At 68.2% G+C, this 20,306-nt stretch carries 13 protein-coding genes and 1 tRNA gene; 7 read left to right on the top strand and 7 right to left on the bottom strand.

Going from position 1 to position 20,306, the window contains the following annotated elements:
- Positions 1-50 precede the first annotated feature (50 nt).
- The 4 genes from crtA to bchO are packed head-to-tail and all read left to right on the top strand — an operon-like array spanning position 51 to position 4,363.
- The gene (crtA, locus tag ACE37J_RS09445) at positions 51-791 is read left to right on the top strand and encodes a spheroidene monooxygenase (protein WP_409710591.1); all 741 of its coding nucleotides are present in this window, start codon (positions 51-53) and stop codon (positions 789-791) included.
- Positions 792-838: 47 nt separating this feature from the next.
- Entirely contained in the window at positions 839-1,792 is a 954-nt protein-coding gene (gene bchI, locus ACE37J_RS09440) for a magnesium chelatase ATPase subunit I (protein WP_409710963.1), read from the top strand.
- Positions 1,793-1,829: 37 nt separating this feature from the next.
- On the top strand, positions 1,830-3,488 hold the full coding sequence (locus ACE37J_RS09435; protein ID WP_409710588.1) for a magnesium chelatase subunit D: 1,659 nt from the start codon (positions 1,830-1,832) through the stop codon (positions 3,486-3,488).
- A 2-nt stretch (positions 3,489-3,490) separates the two neighbouring features.
- Positions 3,491-4,363, top strand: a complete 873-nt coding sequence (gene bchO / locus ACE37J_RS09430) for an alpha/beta fold hydrolase BchO (RefSeq protein ID WP_409710585.1) — start codon at positions 3,491-3,493, stop codon at positions 4,361-4,363.
- Here the strand turns inward: bchO and ACE37J_RS09425 are convergent.
- From ACE37J_RS09425 to ACE37J_RS09415, 3 genes are read right to left on the bottom strand one after another with little or no spacing between them, the layout of a single operon-like run.
- Positions 4,348-4,488 (bottom strand): hypothetical protein, encoded by a 141-nt coding sequence (locus tag ACE37J_RS09425; protein ID WP_409710582.1) that lies wholly within the window; start codon positions 4,486-4,488, stop codon positions 4,348-4,350. The two genes, bchO and ACE37J_RS09425, sit on opposite strands and share 16 nt — an antisense overlap.
- A gap of 10 nt (positions 4,489-4,498) precedes the next feature.
- A complete protein-coding gene (locus ACE37J_RS09420; protein ID WP_409710579.1) occupies positions 4,499-4,738 on the bottom strand; it encodes a hypothetical protein in 240 nt (79 codons plus the stop codon).
- A gap of 4 nt (positions 4,739-4,742) precedes the next feature.
- The gene (locus ACE37J_RS09415; protein ID WP_409710576.1) at positions 4,743-5,978 is read right to left on the bottom strand and encodes an acyl-CoA dehydrogenase; all 1,236 of its coding nucleotides are present in this window, start codon (positions 5,976-5,978) and stop codon (positions 4,743-4,745) included.
- A gap of 144 nt (positions 5,979-6,122) precedes the next feature.
- Between ACE37J_RS09415 and ACE37J_RS09410 the strand changes: the two genes are divergently transcribed.
- The 3 genes from ACE37J_RS09410 to ACE37J_RS09400 all read left to right on the top strand — a co-directional run bounded on the left by ACE37J_RS09410 (position 6,123) and on the right by ACE37J_RS09400 (position 11,639).
- Positions 6,123-7,274 carry an iron-containing alcohol dehydrogenase gene (locus tag ACE37J_RS09410; RefSeq protein WP_409710573.1) on the top strand — a complete coding sequence of 384 codons (1,152 nt, stop codon included), beginning with the start codon at positions 6,123-6,125 and terminating at the stop codon, positions 7,272-7,274.
- Positions 7,275-7,334: 60 nt separating this feature from the next.
- Positions 7,335-7,409, top strand: a tRNA-Glu gene (locus ACE37J_RS09405).
- Between the two features lie 372 nt (positions 7,410-7,781).
- Positions 7,782-11,639, top strand: coding sequence for a P-loop NTPase fold protein (locus ACE37J_RS09400; protein WP_409710570.1), 3,858 nt, complete (start codon positions 7,782-7,784; stop codon positions 11,637-11,639).
- Positions 11,640-11,756: 117 nt separating this feature from the next.
- Here ACE37J_RS09400 and ACE37J_RS09395 read toward each other — a convergent pair whose 3' ends face one another.
- The 4 genes from ACE37J_RS09395 to ACE37J_RS09380 all read right to left on the bottom strand — a co-directional run bounded on the left by ACE37J_RS09395 (position 11,757) and on the right by ACE37J_RS09380 (position 20,135).
- A complete protein-coding gene (locus ACE37J_RS09395) occupies positions 11,757-12,650 on the bottom strand; it encodes a hypothetical protein (RefSeq protein WP_409710567.1) in 894 nt (297 codons plus the stop codon).
- 92 nt (positions 12,651-12,742) lie between these two features.
- Positions 12,743-18,559: a hypothetical protein gene (locus ACE37J_RS09390; RefSeq protein WP_409710564.1), complete on the bottom strand. Its 5,817-nt coding sequence runs from the start codon at positions 18,557-18,559 to the stop codon at positions 12,743-12,745.
- Between the two features lie 24 nt (positions 18,560-18,583).
- On the bottom strand, positions 18,584-19,414 hold the full coding sequence (locus tag ACE37J_RS09385; RefSeq protein WP_409710561.1) for an HNH endonuclease: 831 nt from the start codon (positions 19,412-19,414) through the stop codon (positions 18,584-18,586).
- A 163-nt stretch (positions 19,415-19,577) separates the two neighbouring features.
- A complete protein-coding gene (locus ACE37J_RS09380) occupies positions 19,578-20,135 on the bottom strand; it encodes a T4SS efffector SepA family protein (protein ID WP_409710558.1) in 558 nt (185 codons plus the stop codon).
- Positions 20,136-20,306: the final 171 nt, after the last annotated feature.

Genomic DNA, 20,306 nt, shown 5'->3' with positions numbered 1-20,306 from the left:
GTTTACAATCATCGATGCGGCGGCGACGATCTTTTCAATGGCGCCAAAGCGTGTCAGACAAGATTGACAGCCTGGAAGCGAGGAGGCCCGCCATTTCCGTCACGACGTTCAGCCTCTATCGATTCCCCGCCATCGTCGACAGGCTCTGGGTTTTCGGGCAGATGGCGGCGGCCCGCCGGCCGCTGGCGCGGACGCCGGGAATCGGCTTCGCCAAGCTCTTCGGGAGCGGAACCGGGGAAGGGTTCACCCCGAAGCCGAACACCGCCGTCTGGGGCCTACTCGCCACCTGGCCTGACGAATCCGCCGCCCGCCGCGGCGCGTCCGAGGGCGTCTTCGCCCGCTGGGCCGACCATGCCGCGGAGAGCTGGACGATCTTCCTTTCCACGCTTTCGGCCCGTGGCCGATGGTCCGGCGCGGCGCCCTTCGCGCCTGATCCCGATCCGGGCGGCGGGCCGCTCGCCGTGCTGACGCGGGCGACGATCCGCCCTGCAAGCCTGCTCCGCTTCTGGAGCCACGAGCCGGGGATTTCCGCCCGCATCGGGGGCGACCCGAACGTGATCTTCAAGATCGGCGTCGGCGAGGCGCCCTGGCTCCAGCAGGTCACCTTCTCGATCTGGCCGGACGAGGAGCGCATGTGCGCCTTCGCCCGCCGCGGCCCGCATCAGGAGGCGATCCGCGCGGTGCGGGAGGGCGGATGGTTTGCGGAAGAGCTCTACGCCCGCTTCCGCGTCATCGGGGAGGCCGGATCCTGGCCCGCCGCGCCGCCGCTCCTCGCCGGAGCGGAGGCGTGAGCGCGCGGCCCCCCTTCCCCTTCTCCGCCATCGTCGGTCAGGAGGAGATGAAGCAGGCGCTGATCCTGACCGCGATCGACCCGGCCATCGCAGGCGTTCTGGTGTTCGGGGACCGGGGCGCGGGGAAATCCACCGCCGTCCGCGGCCTCGCCGCGCTTCTTCCGCCCATCGAGGCGGTGGCGGGCTGCCCCGTCAGCAGCCCCTCCGTCGCCGCGATCCCGGACTGGGCGACCGTGACGGACCGCAAGCTGGTGAAGAAGCCGACGCCCGTCGTCGACCTCCCCCTCGGCGCGACGGAGGACAGGGTGACCGGCGCGCTCGACATCGAGCGGGCGCTGACGCGGGGCGAGAAGGCCTACGAGCCCGGCCTCCTCGCCCGCGCGAACCGCGGCTATCTCTATATCGACGAGGTGAACCTGCTGGAGGATCACATCGTCGACCTCCTGCTCGACGTGGCGCAATCGGGCGAGAACGTGGTGGAGCGCGAGGGGCTTTCCATTCGCCATCCGGCGCGGTTCGTGCTGGTCGGCTCCGGCAACCCGGAAGAGGGGGAACTGCGGCCGCAATTGCTCGACCGGTTCGGGCTCTCCGTGGAAGTCTCCTCCCCGAAGACCATCGACGAGCGCGTCGAGGTCGTGCGCCGGCGGGACGCCTACGAGACGGACCATGACGCCTTCATGAAGAAGTGGAAGCCGAAGGATTCGAAGCTCAGGAAGGCCATCGTCGCCGCGCGCGAGCGCAAGCCCGCCGCGCCCGACGCCGCGCTGCGGGACTGCGCCGCGCTCTGCCTTGCGATGGGGGCGGACGGGCTCCGGGGCGAACTCACGCTGCTGCGGGCCGCCCGCGCCCTCGCCGCCTGGGAAGGGGCGGAGGCGGTGACGCGGGATCATGTGCGCCGGATGGCCCCCTCCGCGCTCCGCCATCGCCTGCGACGGGACCCGCTGGACGAGGCGGGCTCGACCGTGCGGATCGAGCGGGCGATTGCGGAGGCGTTCGCGTGAGCGCAAACGACCGCGGGCGCCGCCGCCCCTCCGGCGCATGACCGCCCCCGCCTGGCGCCGCGCCGTCGCCGCGCTCGCGCTCCTCTCGGTTGATCCTGCGGGCCTCGGCGGCCTCGCCCTTCGCGCGCGCGCCGGCCCGGTGCGGGACCGGCTGCTGGAAGGGTTTCGCCCGCCCCTGCCCCTCCGCCGGCTTCACCCGGCCATCGGCGACGAGGCGCTTTTCGGCGGGCTGGACCTCGCCGCCGCGCTCTCCGTCGGCCGGGTGGTCCGGCGCGCCGGCATTCTGGACGAGCCCGCCGCGCTCCTCCTGCCCATGGCGGAGCGGGCGACGCCCGGCCTCGCCGCCCGCCTCGCCGGGGCGCTGGACGAGCGCGCGCACATGCTCCTTGCGCTCGACGAGGGCGCCGGGCCGGAGGAGGCGCTCGCGCCCGCCCTGCTGGACCGGCTGGCGCTCCAGGTCGATCTTGATGACGTGCCTTTCGGAGAGACCGCGCCGATTCCCCATGTCGACTTTGCGGAGGCGCGCGCTCGGCTCCCGCATGTCTCCTCCCCGCAGGAAGCGGCGGCGGACCTCGTCCGCGTCGCGGCGCGGCTCGGCGTGTGGAGCCTTCGCGCGCCGCTCATGGCGCTCCGCGCCGCGCGCGCCGCCGCGGCGCTGGGCGGGCGGGATGAGCCTTCGGAGGCGGACATGGTGCTGGCCGCCGAACTCGTCCTCGCGCCACGGGCGACAATCTCCCCCGCCGAAGAGGCGCAGGAGCCCGAACAGCCGGCTCCGGAGCCGCCCGAGGGCGAGCCCGAAGCGGAGGGCGGCGAGCGGGAGGAGACGGCGCAGCTTCCCGAGGACGTGCTGCTCGAAGCGGCGAAGGCGCTCCTCCCCGCCGATCTCCTCGCCCGGCTCGCGATGGGCCGCGCCGCCCGCGCCCGCGCCGCCGGGGCCGGCGCAGGGGAGAAGCGGAAGGGCGCGCGGCGCGGCCGCCCCCTCCCCTCACGCCCCGGCCGGATCGGCGCCGGGCCGGTGGACGTGCCCGCCACGCTCCGCGCCGCGGCGCCCTGGCAGCGGCTCCGCGCGAAGCCCGAGGGCGCGCGGCTCGCCTTCCGCGCGGAGGACGTTCGCCTTCGACGCTACGAGGAGCAGGCGGAGCGGCTCCTCCTCTTCATCGTGGACGCCTCCGGCTCCGCCGCCTTCTCCCGGCTCGCGGAGGCGAAGGGGGCGGTGGAGCTTCTGCTCGCCGAAGCCTATGCGCGGCGGGATCAGGTGGCGCTCATCGCGTTTCGCGGAACGGGGGCGGAGGTTCTGCTGCCGCCGACGCGCTCTCTGGTGCGCGCGAAGAAATCCCTCGCCGCGCTGCCGGGCGGCGGCGGCACGCCGCTCGCCTCCGGGCTGAAGGCGGCGCTCGCGCTCGCGCTGTCCGAACGCGGCAAGGGGCGGAGCCCCGCGCTCGCGCTGCTGACGGACGGGCGCGCGAACATCACCCTCGCCGGCGAGCCCGGGCGCCCGCAGGCCGCGGCGGATGCGGAGGCGATGGCGCGCGCGCTTCGCGCCTACGGCTTTCCCGCGCTCGTGATCGACATGGGCGCCCGGCCGGAGCCGCAGCTCGCCGCGCTGGCGAAGACGATGGGCGCGGCCTGGCTCGCCCTGCCGCGCGCCGATTCGGGCCGGCTCGCCGCCGCCGTCTCCTCCGCGCTCGGGGCCTGAGCGTGGACTGGGCGCGGCAGGGCGCGGGCTGGCCGAACCGGGAGGCGAGCCGCTTCGTGGACAGCCGCCCGCATCGCTGGCATCTGCAGATCATGGGGCCGGCGGATGCGCCGCGTGTGCTTCTGCTCCATGGCGCGGGCGGGGCGACGCATAGCTGGCGCGGCGTTCTCCCCGATCTCGCGCGCGATCATCGCGTGATGGCGCCGGACCTGCCGGGGCACGGCTTCACCCGGCTCGGCGCCCGCTGGCGCTCCGGCCTTCCGGCGATGGCGGAGGATGCGGCGGCGCTGATGGCGGCGGAGGATTTCGCGCCGGATGTCATCGTCGGCCATTCCGCCGGCGCCGCCGTGGCGCTGCGCCTCGCGCTCGACATGAAGCGGCCGCCACGGCTCGTGATCGGCTTCAACGCCGCGCTCGGCAATTTCCCCGGCCTTGCCGGCTGGCTCTTCCCGATCATGGCGAAGATGCTGGCCGCGAACCCGCTCACCGCCCTCGTCGCCTCCCGCCTCTCGACGGAGGCGAGCGTCGCGCGGCTGATCGAGGGGACGGGGAGCCGGATCGACGCGGAGGGGCTCGCGCTCTATGGCCGCCTCATCTCCGACCGCGCGCATGTGGACGGGGCGCTGCGGATGATGGCGCAATGGTCCCTCGACCGGCTGAACGCGGACCTGCCGCGGCTCGAGCTTCCCGCGCTCCTCATCGCGGCGGAGAAGGACCTCGCCGTGCCGCCGGAAACCTCGGAGGAGGCGGCGGGGAGGATAAAGGCGGGGCGGGCGGAACGCTGGCCCGGCCTCGGCCACCTCGCCCATGAGGAGGCGCCGGAACGGGCGGCGGAGGCGATCAGGACGGCGGCGAAGGCCTATTCGGCGGGGTGACGGTTCCGTTCTTCCCGCATCTGGCGGTCGACGCGGCGACCGTAGAACCAGAAGAAAATCCCACCGGAACCGGCGAAAATCAGAAGGCCGAGCGGCACGACCCAGTCCGGAGCGCTGACGATCATCGCTGTCTCCTCAACTTTCGTCCTTCATGAAGCCCAGGAAATACTGCCCTGCGGCATACCCGAGCACGGCTCCCACAACCCAATATATGTCGTAATCCGGCGGAACCCAAGACGGATTGGTCGGCGGCGGCGCGCCCTCCAGGTTCGGCTTGATGAGCCCGAGGAGGAGCACGCCGCTCGCCAGCGTGTTCACGACGGAGACGAAGGCCTTCAGCCTTTCGTTGAAGACCTTCGCCGCGTGCTTCGACATCCGCTCAGCTGAACGCCTGAATCCCCGTCTGCGCCCGGCCGAGGATCAGCGCGTGGACGTCGTGCGTCCCCTCATAGGTGTTCACCGCCTCGAGGTTCATCACATGGCGAATCACGCCGTATTCGTCAGAGACGCCGTTGCCGCCGTGCATGTCCCGGCTCACGCGCGCCACGTCCAGCGCCTTGCCGCAATTGTTGCGCTTCATCAGGGAGATGAGCTCCGCCGGGGCGCGGTGCTCGTCCATCAGCCGGCCGAGGCGCAGGGCGCCCTGGAGGCCGAGGGAGATTTCGGTCTGCATGTCCGCCAGCTTCTTCTGGATGAGCTGGTTGGCGGCGAGGGGCCGGCCGAACTGCTTCCTGTCGAGCGTGTATTGCCGCGCGGCATGCCAGCAGAACTCCGCCGCGCCCATCGCGCCCCAGGCGATGCCGAAGCGGGCGCGGTTGAGGCAGCCGAAGGGGCCGGCGAGGCCCTGCACGTTCGGCAGGAGATTCTCCTCCGGCACGAAGACCTCATCCATCTGGATCATGCCGGTGATCGAGGCGCGGAGGGAGAACTTGCCCTCGATCTTCGGCGCGGCGAGGCCCTTCATGCCCTTTTCGAGGATGAAGCCCTTGATGCCGCCGCCATGCCTCTCCGACTTCGCCCAGACGACGAAGACGTCCGCGATGGGGGAGTTGGAGATCCAGTTCTTCGCGCCGGAGACGAGGTAGCCGCCGTCCACCGCCTTCGCCCGCGTGATCATCCCGCCCGGGTCCGAGCCGTGGTCCGGCTCGGTGAGGCCGAAACAGCCGACCCATTCGCCTGTCGCGAGCTTCGGGAGATATTTGAGCCGCTGCTCCTCCGTCCCGTAGGCGAAGATCGGGTGCATGACGAGGGAGGACTGGACTGACATCGCCGAGCGATAGCCCGAATCCACCCGCTCCACCTCCCGCGCGATGAGGCCGTAGGAGACATAGTTGACCCCCGGCCCGCCATAGGCCTCCGGGATCGTCGGGCCGAGAAGGCCGAGCTGGCCCATCTCGTTCATGATCTCCCGATGGAAGATCTCGTGCCGGTTCGCCTCGGTGACGCGGGACATCAGGCGGTCCTGGCAATAGGCGGCCGCCGTGTCGCGGATCATCCGCTCGTCCTCGGACAGCTGGTCGTCGAGGAGGAAGGGATCGTCCCAGGTGAACGCCGCGGGTTTCGCGCGCGCGGCTTCCGGGGTCTGCGTCTCGTGGTCGTCAACCGCTTTCAGCATGGGTTCGCTCCTCCGTCATCTGCGGGAAGGGGATAGCGCAGCGGGGGCCTCGCGGCAATGAACGCTTCAGGCATGAAATGTCGCCCCGCCCTTCCGGCGCGCCGCGGCCTTACCTATCCTCCCGCGAATCGAGGGAGCCCGACCATGCAGACCGCCTTCACCTTCCAGACCACCCGCGCGATTCTCTCCGAGACGGGCGCGACCGCGAAAATCGGCGAGCTCGCGAAGGGGCTCGGCATGACCCGCGCCGCCTTCGTGACGGACAAGGGCATCCTCGCGGCGGGGATCGCGGGGCCGGCCATGGAGAGCCTGAAGGAGGCCGGGATCGCTGTTATCCTGATCGACCATGTCGTGCCGGACCCGCCGGAGGCGATGATCCTCCGCGCCGCCGCCTTCGCGCGGGAGAAGCGGGTGGACGGCGTGATCTCGGTGGGCGGCGGCTCCTCGCTCGATGCGGCGAAGCTTGTCTCCGTTCTCGCCATTTCCGACCAGCCGATTGAAACGATGTATGGAATCGGCAACGTGAAGGGCGGTCGCCTCCCCCTCATCCTCGCGCCCACGACCGCCGGCACCGGCTCCGAGGTCACGCCCATCTCCATCGTCACCACGGGCGCGGCGGAGAAGAAGGGCGTCGTCTCGCCCCAGCTTTTCCCCGACTGGGCGGTGCTGGACGCCGAGCTAACCGTCGGCCTGCCCGCGGCGGTGACGGCGGCGACGGGGATCGACGCGATGGTGCACGCGATCGAGGCCTACACCTCCCGCCACAAGAAGAACGTGATGTCGGACGCGCTGGCGCGGCAGGCGCTCGGCCTTCTCGGCGCGAACATCCGCACCGTCTGCGCCGAGCCCGGAAACCGGGAGGCGCGGGGGGCGATGCTGCTCGGCTCGATGCTGGCGGGCATGGCCTTCGCCAATGCGCCGGTCGCCGCGGTCCATGCGCTGGCCTATCCGCTCGGCGGGCATTTCCACGTGCCGCACGGGCTTTCCAACGCGCTGGTGCTGCCGCATGTGCTGCGCTTCAACATGCCGGAGGCGGCGGGGCTCTATGCGGAGATCGCGCCGCTGGCCTTCCCGGAACTCGCCGGCGCGAGGGACGGCGCGGCGGCGATGGCGGAGGCCTTCGGCCGGCTCGGTCCGGAACTCGGCATGCAATCCCGCCTCTCCGAGGTCGGCGTGAGCCACAACCACATCCCGATGCTCGCCGAGGACGCGATGAAGCAGACCCGCCTCCTTGTGAACAACCCCCGGGAGATGACGCTGGAGGCGGCGCAGGCGATCTACGAGGCCGCGCTCTGACCGCAACCGCCGGGGGTTGACGCCGCCGCGGCGATTATCTAGGTGAGCCCCATCGCAAGCGTCCCGTTCGTCTAGCGGTTAGGACAACGCCCTCTCACGGCGTAAACAGGGGTTCGATTCCCCTACGGGATACCATCGGCTTTCCGTAAAGTTTTGGTGGAAAAGGGAAATTTGGCGCAAGCTGGCTTCCTTCCCGCCATTTTTCCCGCCAGAATGAATTTGAAACGCGAGTTTCCGCCACCGGACTGGGGGACTCATCTGCGGCTAAGTTGAAATTGTGATCCGCTTCCCTTATCCGAACGGTGCCCGAGGTTAATCTCGCGAGGGTCGGACCGACCCGGCCGATTACACCTACCGCGGCCAGAACTACCGGGATAGTTCTGGCGCATCAGGCGCGGTCGCTGGCATTGTCCTCCGATGGTTGCGACGACCAAAGTCATGCCCCAGGGGCCATCTCGCCGGCGTGGCGCTCGGGCGCAGTGGGCTTATGCGGGCGCCGCGGCGGTCATGTCCGCGCTGACCATCCTCTACGGCTTCTTCCTCCAGCCGCCGCGCGCCGATCCCTTTGCGCCGGAGCCCGGGCACGTAGCACGGATCTTCGCCACGTGGCCCGACCCCGCGCTCACCGCGCTCCCGGAGCGGCCCCTGCCTTGGCCCGGAACGGGCTGGGCGCCCGCGGGCGGCGGAGAAGGGCTCGAATGGGACGATGCGTCGGGCGCACTCTCTGTGACCCATGCCGGGCGGATATCGGGCCGCGCGCTTTGGGCCAGCGGGCGCGCCGGGCTCGTGGCGGAGGACGGGCGGGCCTATCTTCCGGGGCGGACTCCGTTCCGGGCAAGAAGCGGGGGGGAGGTTAGGCAGTTTGCGGGGCACGGGGGCGTGATCGCAAGCGTCGCGCTCTCGGCGGACGGCGCGCGGGTGTTCACCGGGTCGGCCAACAACACGGCGCGGCTCTGGGACGCGGCGACGGGGGCGGAGATTAGTCGCTTCGACGGGCATGAGGGTGGAGCCAACAGCGTCGCGCTCTCGGCAGATGGGGCGCGCCTCCTCACAGGGTCGAGGGACATGACCGCGCGGCTCTGGGACGCGGAGACGGGGACGGAGATCAGGCGCTTCGAAGGGCATGAGGGCGACGTCAATAGCGTCGCGCTCTCGGCGGACGGCAGGCGCGTCCTCACAGGGTCCGACGACAGGACCGCGCGGCTCTGGGACGCGGAGACGGGTACGGAGATCAGGCGCTTCGAAGGGCACCAAAGCCTTGTCTGGAGCGTCGCGCTCTCAGCGGACGGCGCGCGCGTTCTCACAGGGTCGGAGGACAACACAGCGCGGCTCTGGGATCCGGTGACTGGGGCGGAGATCAGGCGCTTCGAAGGGCATGATAGCGCAGTATTGGGAGTTGCGTTCTCGGCGGACGGAGCGCGCCTCCTCACGGGGTCGAGGGACATGACCGCTCGGCTCTGGGACGCGGAGACGGGAACGGAGATCAGGCGCTTCGAAGGGCATGAGGAGGTGGTCACGAGCGTCGCACTCTCGGCGGACGGCGCGCGCGTCCTCACAGGATTGTCGGACCTCACAGCGCGGCTCTGGGACGCGGCGACCGGGGCGGAGATAAGGCGCTTTGAAGGGATTATGGGCTTTGTCGTGGAAGGCGCGTTCTCGAACGACAAATCTCTCGTCCTCACCGGCTCCGGGTTCGGACCTGCGCGGCTCTGGTCCCTCCTCGCCTCCGGCGTGGTCCTGCCTTCCGGCGATGTCTGCTTGCCGGGGCCGGGGCTCGGCTGGGAATGCGCGGAGGGGGCGGCGGCGCCGCGCGTCCTCTCCCGTATCCGCGCCCATCCCGCCGCCGCGCTCGGGCCGCTCGCGCGGACGCTCGGGCCGGACGAGGCAGGGGGCGACGGGAAGGAGGCGCCGCTCCAACAGGAGCAACAGCAGCAACAGCAACAGCAACAGCTCCTGCCGCAGCCGCTCGTCCAGCGCGCGGAGCCCGCGCCCGCCATCCTCCCGGACCTTCCCGAAGGCGCGACGCTCACGGCGCTCGCCTATGGGCCGGAAGGCGCGCTCTACGTGATCGGAACGGAAGGCGTGATCCTCCGGGCGGAGGACCCGGAGGCGCAGGAGCCGGCCTTCGCCCTCCTTCGCGCCGCGCCGGAGGAGCGGCTGACGGGCCTCCGTTTCGACGCCTCGGGCGGCTGGATCGCCGGGGACATGCCGGCTTCGCGCTCCCTCCTCCGTAGTTTCGTGGAAAACGCGCTCGTCCTTCCCCGCCTCCTTCGCGGGGAGGAGCCGGAGCGGCGGCGCTTCGTGATCCATGCAGCGGACCCGGCGGCGGGCCCCTGGGTTGAGCGGCGGGACGACCCGGCAATCTGGGCCTTCCTGTCGGCGCCCGCATTCATCCTCCTCACCGGCTTTCTCGCCATCGGGGCGTGGCGCGAAGGGGCCCGCGAGGCGCTGGGAATCGCCCCCGCTCCGGTGTCCGACCGGCCGATCGGCTGGGACGACCGCGACGCGCTCGCCTTCAAGCCGCTGGCGCGAGCGCTCTCCCGCTTCGTGCGGAACGTGGACACAAGGCCGCCCCTCACCATCGCCGTAACCGGCGGATGGGGAACCGGAAAATCCTCTCTCATGAACCTGATGCAGGAGGATATCCGCCGGCATGGCGGCCGCCCGGTATGGTTCAACGCCTGGCATCACCGGGAGGAGACGCATCTCCTCGCCGCGCTGCTGGAGGCGATCCGCGCGCAGGCGATCCCTTCCGCGCTCGCCTGGCGCGGCTTCGCCTTCCGCGCCCGCCTCGTGTGGCGGCGGACGAAAGGTCAAGCCCTCGCCGCGCTCCTCGCGCTCAGCCTGATCGCCGTGGCCGGCCTCGCCTTCCATGCCGGACTCGACGGGGGATTACTCACCTTTTTAGCCGCACGGGCCGGGGATGCGGAAGCGCTTGTCGGCGGGGAGGCCGCGGCGTGGCTGGAGGCGCAACTTGCGCCGCTCGCCGCCGGGCTCGGCGGAGCTGGCGCGCTCCTCCTCGTCCTCGTGAAGGCGCGTGCGCTCCCTCAGGACCCGGCGCGGCTCCTCGCCGATCTCTCGGCCCGTGCGCGGGTGAGGGACTTCCAGGACAAGCTGAGCTTTCGCCACCATTTCGCGGCGGCGTTCGAGGATGTCTGCCGCGCGCTCCGCAGGGATGACGAGCCAGGGCTCGTCATCATCGTCGACGATCTCGACCGCTGCGACCTTGGAGCGGTGATGCAGGTGCTGGAGGCGGTGAACTACCTTGTCTCCGCGGGGCCGTGTTTCATCGTGCTCGGGATGGACCGGCGACAAATCGAGCATGTGATCGGCCTTGCCCATGCCGAACTTGTGGACGGTTTGCCGGACGAAGAAATCCCGGGGCTCGAAGCCAAGTCGGCGGGAGAGAGCGAGACGGCGCAGCAGACGCGCCGGCGCCGCGCCTATGCCCGCCATTACCTGGAGAAGCTGGTCAACATCGAGGTTCCTGCGCCGGAGATGGACGAGGCGAAAGCGAAGGCGATGGTCGCGTCGGAGGGGCCCGATCCGGAGGCGGAACCGGGCTGGCTCGCCCCGGCGCGACGGGCGGCGCGTTTCGTCCACGACTATCTCCGCATGGCCTTTGTGGCGGCTCTGGCCGGCATCCTCGCCGCCGCTTTAGCAACCGTAGTCTTCGCGCCCAGTTCGGGCGGGGAGACCCCTCCACCTATTGCCCCGGTCTCCGCCGAAGGTGAGCTTCCGCCTCCCGTCGACGCGGCGGCCGCCGACACGCCCGCGCCTGCCATCGCCGCGCAGGCGCCGGAACCGGCGCTGGATGAACCGTCCTTCGAATTCGCACTGTCACCGGCGTCGGAGAGCGGCCCAGCCCTTCGCTGGCTCTGGTGGGTCGCCTCAGCCGCGCTTACCGGCCTCGGCTTTCTTTTTTTCGCCATCGACGCTGCCCGACGGCGCATCGAGGTGGAGCGCGACTCGCCCGCCTTCACCGAGGCGCTGCTCACGGCGATCCCCTTCGTGCGCAACGCGAACGCCACGCCGCGTGCGGTCAAGCGGTTCGAGAACCGGATGCGCTACCTCGCTGCGAGGCTCGACGCCGAAGCCAACCCGCGCCGCCCGGACTGGATCGAGCGGCTGTTCCGCCGCTGGCTTCCGGGCAGCTGGTTCGCGCGGAGCGAGCCCGGCCTGGACGAGCGTACACTCATACTCCTCGGGGCGGCGCAGGCTGCCTCGACGGAAGAGGACCGAGCGCGCCTTGCAGTGATGGCGCGCTCCGTCGATGAGGAGCAACGGGCGGCGTTCGAGGAGATCGCCGGTGTGTTGCCCCCGTGGTTCGCGCGAGGGGACGCGGCTCGTTCGTCATTGTCGTGAGCGGAAGCGCCGGCGGCGGAAGCGAAGGCGTCGACGCCTCCGCTGACTTCAGGAGCGCCCTGCATCGGGCCGGCGCAGCGGAGCGCCGTCCGCAAGGTTGGCCCCGGCGCGCCCGCCTCATGCACGAAGGATCTGGAGAGCGTCTTGCGGATCAACCGGCTTCCGGTGCGCCAGGGCGTTTCGCGCGCGCGTAAGCGCGTCCAGCCGGTCAGCCTCGGGTCTGGAAAGGCTGCGCCGGAGCTGAAACCGAAGGGCGCCGAACTCGATTTCCTCGATCGATCTCACCCCGAGGCCGAGAAGGTGCTCGTCCACATGCAGTCGAACCCTGTATGTCTCCACGATGGCCAGACGCGAACTTTCTAGCTCTGGAAACAGCGACATCAATTGCGCCTTCCAGATTCGCTGATGCAACTCCTTCGAGCGCTCTTCGGCGAGAAGCGCGAGAGGACAGGGCGCCTCTCCGCTGAAGATTGGCCGCTCGGCGCGCCGAGAGAGCCAGGCAACGGGATCGGCTAGGTCTTCAAGGCTGGCCTGCACGAAGGCCGCTCCGAGATCCAGCCGCCATCCGCAGAGATCCACCGCCAGGGCGACGGCGACATCGGCCGCGACGCCTTCCCGTGCGGCCGGCAGATGCTCTTCCGCCCAGATCACGAGATCGCCGCGTCTTAGGCCTGTTCGCCAGCTCGCCAATAGCGCGCCGGCCGGCTCGCCAAGGCCTGACGGAGGATCGACGACAAGCAATGCGGGGCCGGAACGCCCGGAAGCTCGAGCCGCTGCGAATCGCTCGAGGAACACCGACCAGGCCGGCAGATCGCCCCCGTAAAGACGAAGGACGGCCACTTCCTGATCTAGAACCGGGCTGAGCAACGCCTCAAGCGTCGGAGCCGTGCCGAAGGCGTCGGCTATGGCGGAAGCGGGCGACTGGGACGCCGTCGCGAATATTTCGACAGGTTGATGCGGCACGCACCGCCGCAGCGCCTCGACGGCGCCGGGCGGGCGGCTCAGGTCCACCGGGAGAACTGCCAACCCATGAGCTAGCGTCCGCGCAAGAGCGTCAAGCCACCGGCCGAGGCCCGGCAGCGCCCACGGGTCTGGGCTCGTCGTCATGGGGCGATAAGCCGGCCCAGCGGTGTCAGTATGGGCGCGGCGTCGGGCTCCCTTCCCTGTCGAAGCAGACGCAGGGAGCTGAGTTTTTCCAGTCTCTCTTCGGTCGCCGCGGGGCACTCCGCGACCAGGTCCTCGAGCGACGGGTCAAGCCCCTCGAATTCGCGAAGCGTGTTCAGACAGGATATGTCGGCGCTATGAAGGCCCAGCGCAGCAGCGGAAAGTGGCGTCTGCTCCGCCCAGTCGATGAGATCCCCAACGCGCTCGGCGACCGGCCGGACCGTAAGGTCTGAAAGGATGTTGCGCAGGACCGCGAGCCTGGCCGGTGCGCCCCCTGTTGCCCTCATCAAGGCCTCACGCGTCGACGGGTCGTCCAGCGCCGGAGCCAGCCCCTCGTCCGCCAGCCAGTGGCGGAGCATCGCCTCGGGCCATGCGCCCGCATCGAAGACGATCATCCCCCGAACCTCCGCGGCGCCCGGTGGCGCGCACCAGACCGGCAGAACGTCACCCCGCGCGACCTTCGTTTGCCGGATGAGCTGGGCGGCGGAGGCGGCGGACATTGCGCCTTCGATCACGAGAACAGCCGGGGCCAACTTTACGCTGTCTAGCGCGCGCCGCAGCTGTGCATCTTCCCCCGCCGCGCGGGCATGGTCCCCCTCCGGCAACCAAAGCCGCGCCGCGGTGAGGATACGCGCGGCTACGTCGCCCCCGGCCACCGCCGGGCAGGAGCGCACCATCCTCGCTCCGGGTGCGCCTCGATCAAACAGCCGCTGGAGGTCGCGGTCGGAGAGCGGGGCGCGGGCGACCGTCGACTCCGGCCTCAACAACCGGAAGAATAGAGCCGCATCATAGGCTGGGTCGTCCTCGCGTTCGTCGAGGCGTAGGAGCGCCTCCTCCAGCTCATCCTGCCTGCCGAGCATCTGCGCCACCTGAGCACTGCGCAAGCCATACCGGCTGTCTGGGAAGCGGCTGAGGATGCCCAGATCCACCAGCTCCTCAAGCAGTTCCTCGAAATCCGTCATGGTCGGGTGGGCGAGCGCTTTCGGCCAATGAGTTACCTTGCGGACTTCCGCAGCCGTCAGCCCTTGCGCCAGAACCCGGCTGTCGCCGCCCGTCGCCTCCAGCCGATGAAGGGCGATGGAGCGGGCAATGCAGTCGTACCGGACGTCGAGGTTCAGCGTCAGCTGGAACCGGTCCCGGATCTGTTCGGCGATACGCTCGGCCGCGGGGCCCTCGAAAAGGCTTTCCCGATCGAGGGTCCAGCGCGGCCCCTCTTCGCCGGGCCGCGGGCGCTTGCCGAAGCTCTCCACGATCTGGCGGCCGAAGACCTGAACCAGCGACGGATAGTAATTCATCCTCGCCAGCATGTCCGAAGCCAGTCCGGGATCGGCATAGTCGAGACCCGCCGCGCGCATCGGTTCGACCGCAAGTCGCCGCAGCGCCGAACGGTTGGCGGGGGTCTGGTTCATCGGTCCGATGCAGATCGGTTCGCCGAGATGCGGCAGCGGCGAGTTCGGCGCCCGCGCCATTCGACGGACATTGTGCAGGCCGGCGAAAACCGCCTTGAAGCGCCGTCCGGTCCTCTCCATGAGTCCCTTGAGCTGGAGGAGATTGGGATAGCCTGCAGCATGCTCCGCGCGGAGGAAGTTGTCGGCCTCGTCGAACATCGCGAGCAGCCGCCGGGCCGGATCTTTCTCCAGCCAGGTTCCGATCGCGCCGACCAGATTCTTGGAATCGATCGGGCACTTCTCGAAGTCCTTAAGCCGACGAAGATCGTGCGCAAGCGATTGCCATATTTCCTCGCTGGGCGTGCCCGGCCCGCCAATCGACCTGATGTCCAGATAGAGCGCCAACTCGCCGCGTTCGGGGCGATGCCGCTCTCCGCGGATGTGATTGAGAAGGACGGACTTTCCCAGTTGGCGACCGCCATAGATCAGGCATCCGCCGCCATCGCGCGCTACGATCCTGTCAATCTCGGCCTCGCGCCCGAAGAATATCTCGGGAGGGATTTGGCCGGGACTGATCGTGTAAGGCTGCACCCAAGCGAAGGGCATGGCGCAGTCAAGCAAGGTTGCGAATGGGTCATCGCCTTCGAGGGCGGCGAAAAGCAATAAGGCCTCGTCCACAACGAGGGCGCACCGGGCGTCCGAACGCAGCTGTCGCGCGAGGCGAGCTCGATCCTTCGCGTCTAGACGACCGAAGAGCATGACGATCCATGGCGCATCAGGGGCTTCGCCGCCGATCTGGCGCAGCAGCTGGTCGATCGTCGCGTCCGCTCGCGCCGCTATCAAGTGATATCGGCCTCCCGAAGCGCTGCCGAAGACAGGGGGAAGAAAGCCATCGATCCGGCGCGGTGCATCACAGTTCATCGTCAACAGGCGCAGCCGCCCGGGAATGGCGTCACGCCCATCGGCGAGAAGCACGCCGCTGAAACCGATGAGTTCGAAAAGCTTCGCCAAAGCGTCGCGCAGCCGGGCAGACTGGCCCTGCCGCAACGCGTTTTCACCCTGACCCCAGACCTCCAGAAGTTCCCTGAGCCTCCGGGCCCGCCGCTCTTCGACATTCGTAAAGTCGAGTGGCCCAGCTGATCCGCGCCCTTCAAGGGCGGCGAGAATGCGCCCGCGTCTGCTCTCTTCAGGTTCCGCCTTTAATGCGGCCACGAAGCCCGGGTAGAATCGGGTGAAGACGTCGGGACCGACCGCTTCCGGCATCGGAACGGCGCGCCCTGCCTTGATCTCGGCGATCGCATCGTCCGCCGTGACCGGATCGAGCCGGTCGAAAATCGCAAGAAGCGCCTCCGCCGATTCCCCCTGGGTCGAGCGCGCCAGCCGCTCAAGCTCCGAGCGCTGGCGAGCGGCGATCTGGGCCCGCAATGTATCGCGGCGCGCCTCCATCTCACTGAGGAGAGCGTCGAGCTCCGGAAAATCGGGCGGCACGTCGGGCCGACGGATCTGGTTCAGCGCCGGCAAGCTGATGTCGTCACCTTTTGCCGGGGCGGACAGAGCGGTGTCGATTACCGAGAGCCGCGAAAGATCCTCAGGCAGCGCCGTCGCGGCGTCGAGATCAAGATAGCCTATCGTGGTCAATGATTGCCGAAGACGCGCCAATCGCTCCCGCGCCCGCCTTCTGGCGGCTTCAACCGCTTCGTCGAGCCGCTGCAGGTTCGCACCGTGCCGGCCAGAGTCGGCCTCGCCTGACTTCCTTCGATCAAGCAGGCGCCGGGCCGCTAGCGTCGCGTACTCCGCCATCCGCGCTTCGAAGGCGGCCGCTTCATCTGGCGCGATCGAGTCGGGCGTGGACAAGGCAGCGGCGAGGCGGCGATCTCGCGCATCGCGTTCATCATCGAAGGCGGGAAGACCTTCTTCCGTCCAGTCCTGGCAACCGCCGGGAAGCCGTAGGAGCGGCGCTTCTAGACTCTCGCGCAAACGAGGAGACGCGGCGATGCCGGCCCGCCCCTCAATCAGCGCTGAGAGATCGTCCAGCTTCGATTGCAGGACGAGACCTGCGGCTTCGGCAAGCGCGCCTTCGCCTTCGACATGCTCTACAGCGCTGCCAGCGAGCGCCTTTCGGATGGGTCCAAGCGCGCGCAGGAGCCGTTCCGGGCCGAGGCTCTTCATTTGGCGCGCGTCTTGACGCCGCGACTCGAGCCAGTCGGCAAGTTGCTCGCAGGCCTCCTGAATGCCCCGGCAGAACCAGTCGAGGGCCATGCCTTCGATACGGTCGCGCCGCGGCCGGCCGCTGCGACGTTCGGCTTCTGAAACGAAGGCTTCCTGCGCGCTCCGGTCGTGGGCCAGCCGTTCGATCATTGAATCTGCGAGCGCTTCTGCGTCAACCGCTTCCGCCAGAACGGCTTCCGCCACGCGTCCGATCTCGCCTTCGGGGTGCAACTCGCGATGGAAAATCGCATAGGTAGGCTGATGCAAAGTCTTTCGGACGCGCGCCTCCGTCAGCCAGCCTGCAAGGCGGCTGCGAGCCGCCGGTTCCGCCGACGATGGCCGGGTTCCGGCGAGCTCCGCGAGCAGTCCGACGGAAAGGCGAACATCATAGCCGAGACTGGAGAGCGCCTCGATGAGCGCAGTCTGCGATTCGAGCCCAGGCGTTCCGAGCATGTTCTCGAGATGCCCGCGAGCGCCGTGGTCAGGGTCGAACAAGGCCGGGCGCAACAGCGCCGCTAGAGCGAGGCGGCCCGCTGCGATGCGATCGGCAGCTTCCGGAAGAGAGGACGCCAGTTCTGCCAGCGCGCTGCTGCGCCGTGGATCGGCTAGGTCCTCCGCCTGCTGGATCGAGGACAGGATCGCGAGCGCTCGCAGGATAGGGGCTGGAGTCGGCGTAGAACGAAGCCTCGCCAGATGCCACGCAAAGGCGATATCTCCATTCTTTAGATACCTTGCGAGCAGCGCCGCAAGATCTTCGTCGTTCAGGTCCTGCAGAATCTCGGTGCCGGCAGCCGTGATTGCCGACAGTTCCTCCTCAGAGGCGCCCTCGCCGGCACGACCGACATCAGTCGAGACTTGCGCTTCTGGCGGTTCATCGGCGTGAAGCAAAGACACGGCAGTGTCAGCCGAATGGTCCGGTCCGGCCACCAAATTCGACGCTTCAGCAGGTTCGCAGTGAGTAACCATGAGCGAAGCAGGCTTCGGTTCGAACCCCGCGCGCTCCCTGTCTGGCGGCGACTCAGGTTCGTCAGTGGCGGTCGCCGTGTCATGACCGCTCTCGGCTGGAGCGTCACCGGCTCCCTCAAGTCGCAAAAGCTCAATAAGCCGCATGACAGAATCGTTTCGGAGGGCGCGCGCGGTTTGCGATCGCTTGTCCGCCTTGCTAGCTCGCTGCGATAGATCTGACGCCTGCGCGTAGGCGCGCGCTTCCACGGCCTTGCGCAAATCCAGATCAGCGGACTCGAAAGCTTGCGCTGCTTCATCAGCCGCCTTGAACGCGGCCTCTGCCTGCGCAATCGCCTCTTCGATTTCGTCAAGGCCTTCCAACTTGGCGTCATCCGGCCAAGTAGCGCCCAGTTGTTGGTCAAGCACGTTGAGCCGGTCGCGGAGGACGACGGCGCGGTTGACGACGGCCGTCTCGGCCGCCTCGGCCTTGGCGGCGACGCGGCACGCTTTGGCGAGCGCTTCGGCGAGCGCCACCAGTTGTTCGGCCGCCTCCACGTCAGGCCGGACGAGAGCCAGCGCGTCTTCAGCCAGTTCCCGAGCGAAGACTGCCCAGTCGCGAGTTGGGTCCCCATGCGTCTCGATAACCGTCGAGGAGGTCCGCGTCTGACGTTCGGTTTCCACAATGCTGAGATAGAGCCGATGAACCGCGCTCTCAGGCGTTGCGAAGGGAAAATGATCCGCAGGAAGACCTCCGAAGTCTTCTGGCGTAAACTGACCGGACGTCTGGTTGACGAGCCACCGGAGCGCACGGAAGCCGAAGCTCTTGGATCTGTCGCCCGCCCTGACCATTCGCTCATCGTAACGGCGCAGCCGCGCGTGATCGCCGGCGGCGACAATCTTAAGCAGACCCTTGTAGAAGGCGTCGTCATCCTTGAGCCGATCCTCAGGGATCACGTCTTTGAACAGATCCTTGTGCTTGCGCCTGTCGCTCCGGGCTATGGGAAAGATCGCCTGCGCAAGGTCAGCGCTTATGCCCGCCGTGAATTCTTGCTCTGCGTTGTCTTCCATACCCCCCCCAGTCGATCCAAAATCGAAACGAAATAACGTAACCTTGGCGCGCACCTCGTTCATGCGCAGTGTCGCGCAGCCTTTTCGCATGGCGCTTAAGATTTCCCCTTCGGCAGGTCGCTCGTCAAGGAAGGTCTTGAACTGCACGCCCTTGGCGCGCGTCAATCTCTGTCACGGCGACGGCTCGAAAACCTCCTGTCGATGCCATGCCATGTAGGCTCGGTGCGCCTCGGTCAAAGGCAGCGGCGCGAGGGTGGTAAGGCGGGCGCGGGCCTCTTCCGACAGACGCGTGGAGAAGAGCGGGGTGCCCGTATCGTCAAAGGTTGCTAGGCCGGAATCGAAGGCGGCGTCCCAGAGTGCCGAGAGAAGCAAGCCGTTGTGGACGTCGAGGCGCGCGACGTCGCTCTCGCACTGCGCCCACGGGATGATGTGGGAGGCGCGCAGCAGTTCGGGCTCAGCGACGCCGGTCATGGGGCAGCGGCCGCCCCAGTAGCGCATCAGGCTTTCGCGGAATACGTCCTGCCCAATGCGGCGGATGACGAGCTGTTCCGCTTCGGTCGCGCGCGGCAGACCGGTTGTCCGCGCCTCGATGAAGGATTGGTTGGATGTGGGAAGCGTCAGCAAAAAACTGATGGTAGCGTTCGAGCTCGGCTTGTCTCGCCCGAGAGTCGTAAGAAACTCGTGCAGCTGGGAAGACAGGGAGGCAAACAGAGGCGAGGATGCATCGACGGTCATCGAAAGGGAGTTGAGCGCCCTCTCCGTTCGACCGCCACGCAGGCGATCAAGGTTATCGTCGTAGAGTTCCGGCGTCATGTCGGCGTAGCCGATGAACTTTGAGAAACCGAACCGCCAGCATCCGTCGACCCGCGCAGCGTACCAACGGCGAACGCTGGAGATCGACCTGTTCAGGGCCATCGGATGTTCAGCAAGAAATGTGTTCAATCGGACAATGTTCTGCACGGCCTGCTCGGCCGTTTTGATCAAGTACAATTCACGTTCCATTTCTAAATCCCCATAGCCGTGAACTCTCTCCCCGCCTCTCTTCGGTCCCACTCGTCGACGGTGAAGCGACGGGTCCGGTATTCGCCAAGTTTGCGAATTTTGGTGGTCTTTATTACGCCGAAAGCTTTGGAGGGGTAGCTCTCTCTCCTAACGAACTTGGCGCCTACCGCACGCGGTATTCGAGACGGGCCCGCTCACCCGGCAGATACGCTTCGTCCTTTGAACGCCACTCGAATTCGGCAGCGAAATCGACCTTCAGCCCCTTGGCGCAACGGAAGACGATCTTGACGGCGTCTTCCGCCGAAACGCCCTGATAGGAAAAACCGTGCCCGGGGAGGAACTTGTAGCCCTCGTCTTCCTTTCGCCCTTCCACGACGTTTGCCGCGGATATCCTGCGCAGGTCCTGTAGGGTGCCGACACGGCCCTTCACTTCGATGAGCGCTAGGCGAACCAGCGCATCCCAGGTGTCCCTTTCCGGCTGGAGATCGCCGAACCGGGCTTCGAGGAGCTTCGTGTGGGTCAGCGGAGGCAGGTTGTCATGGTGGTAGACGCGAAGTGCACTCTGCTCCCGGAGGGGCGTCTCCGTTGCGCCCGCAGGTGCGTTGCTGCGCTCGAATACATCCAGGATCTTGGTGAAGACGGTCGCCGGCGTGTCGATGAATGGGACGGCGACCTTCTGGAGGCGCGCGAAGTCGTGGTCGGTGATCTCGATGGTCGGCATGCGATTCCCCTTTCCTTCATAATTTCATATTGACCTGCCACTGAGTTTTTCCTCCATCTGAGATTAGAGTCCGGCCCTTGATCGAAGGACGGACAGATGAAGCGGAAGCGGTTCACGGAAGAGCAGATCATCGGGGTTCTGCGGGAGCAGGAGGCCGGTGCGAAGGCAGGA

The organism is Pikeienuella sp., from assembly GCF_046290545.1.
Lineage (GTDB): Bacteria > Pseudomonadota > Alphaproteobacteria > Rhodobacterales > Rhodobacteraceae > Pikeienuella.
Note: the sequence above shows the minus strand (reverse complement) of the source record. Positions and strands in the feature narration are given on the sequence as shown.

Excerpts from the sequence above, each read along its gene's own strand:
- bchI (WP_409710963.1), top strand. The coding sequence starts at position 839 with ATGAAGCAGGCGCTGATCCTGACCGCGATCGACCCGGCCATCGCAGGC.
- ACE37J_RS09435 (WP_409710588.1), top strand. The coding sequence starts at position 1,830 with ATGACCGCCCCCGCCTGGCGCCGCGCCGTCGCCGCGCTCGCGCTCCTC.
- ACE37J_RS09425 (WP_409710582.1), bottom strand. The coding sequence starts at position 4,488 with ATGATCGTCAGCGCTCCGGACTGGGTCGTGCCGCTCGGCCTTCTGATT.
- ACE37J_RS09420 (WP_409710579.1), bottom strand. The coding sequence starts at position 4,738 with ATGTCGAAGCACGCGGCGAAGGTCTTCAACGAAAGGCTGAAGGCCTTC.
- ACE37J_RS09415 (WP_409710576.1), bottom strand. The coding sequence starts at position 5,978 with ATGCTGAAAGCGGTTGACGACCACGAGACGCAGACCCCGGAAGCCGCG.
- ACE37J_RS09410 (WP_409710573.1), top strand. The coding sequence starts at position 6,123 with ATGCAGACCGCCTTCACCTTCCAGACCACCCGCGCGATTCTCTCCGAG.
- ACE37J_RS09400 (WP_409710570.1), top strand. The coding sequence starts at position 7,782 with ATGTCCGCGCTGACCATCCTCTACGGCTTCTTCCTCCAGCCGCCGCGC.
- ACE37J_RS09385 (WP_409710561.1), bottom strand. The coding sequence starts at position 19,414 with ATGGAACGTGAATTGTACTTGATCAAAACGGCCGAGCAGGCCGTGCAG.
- ACE37J_RS09380 (WP_409710558.1), bottom strand. The coding sequence starts at position 20,135 with ATGCCGACCATCGAGATCACCGACCACGACTTCGCGCGCCTCCAGAAG.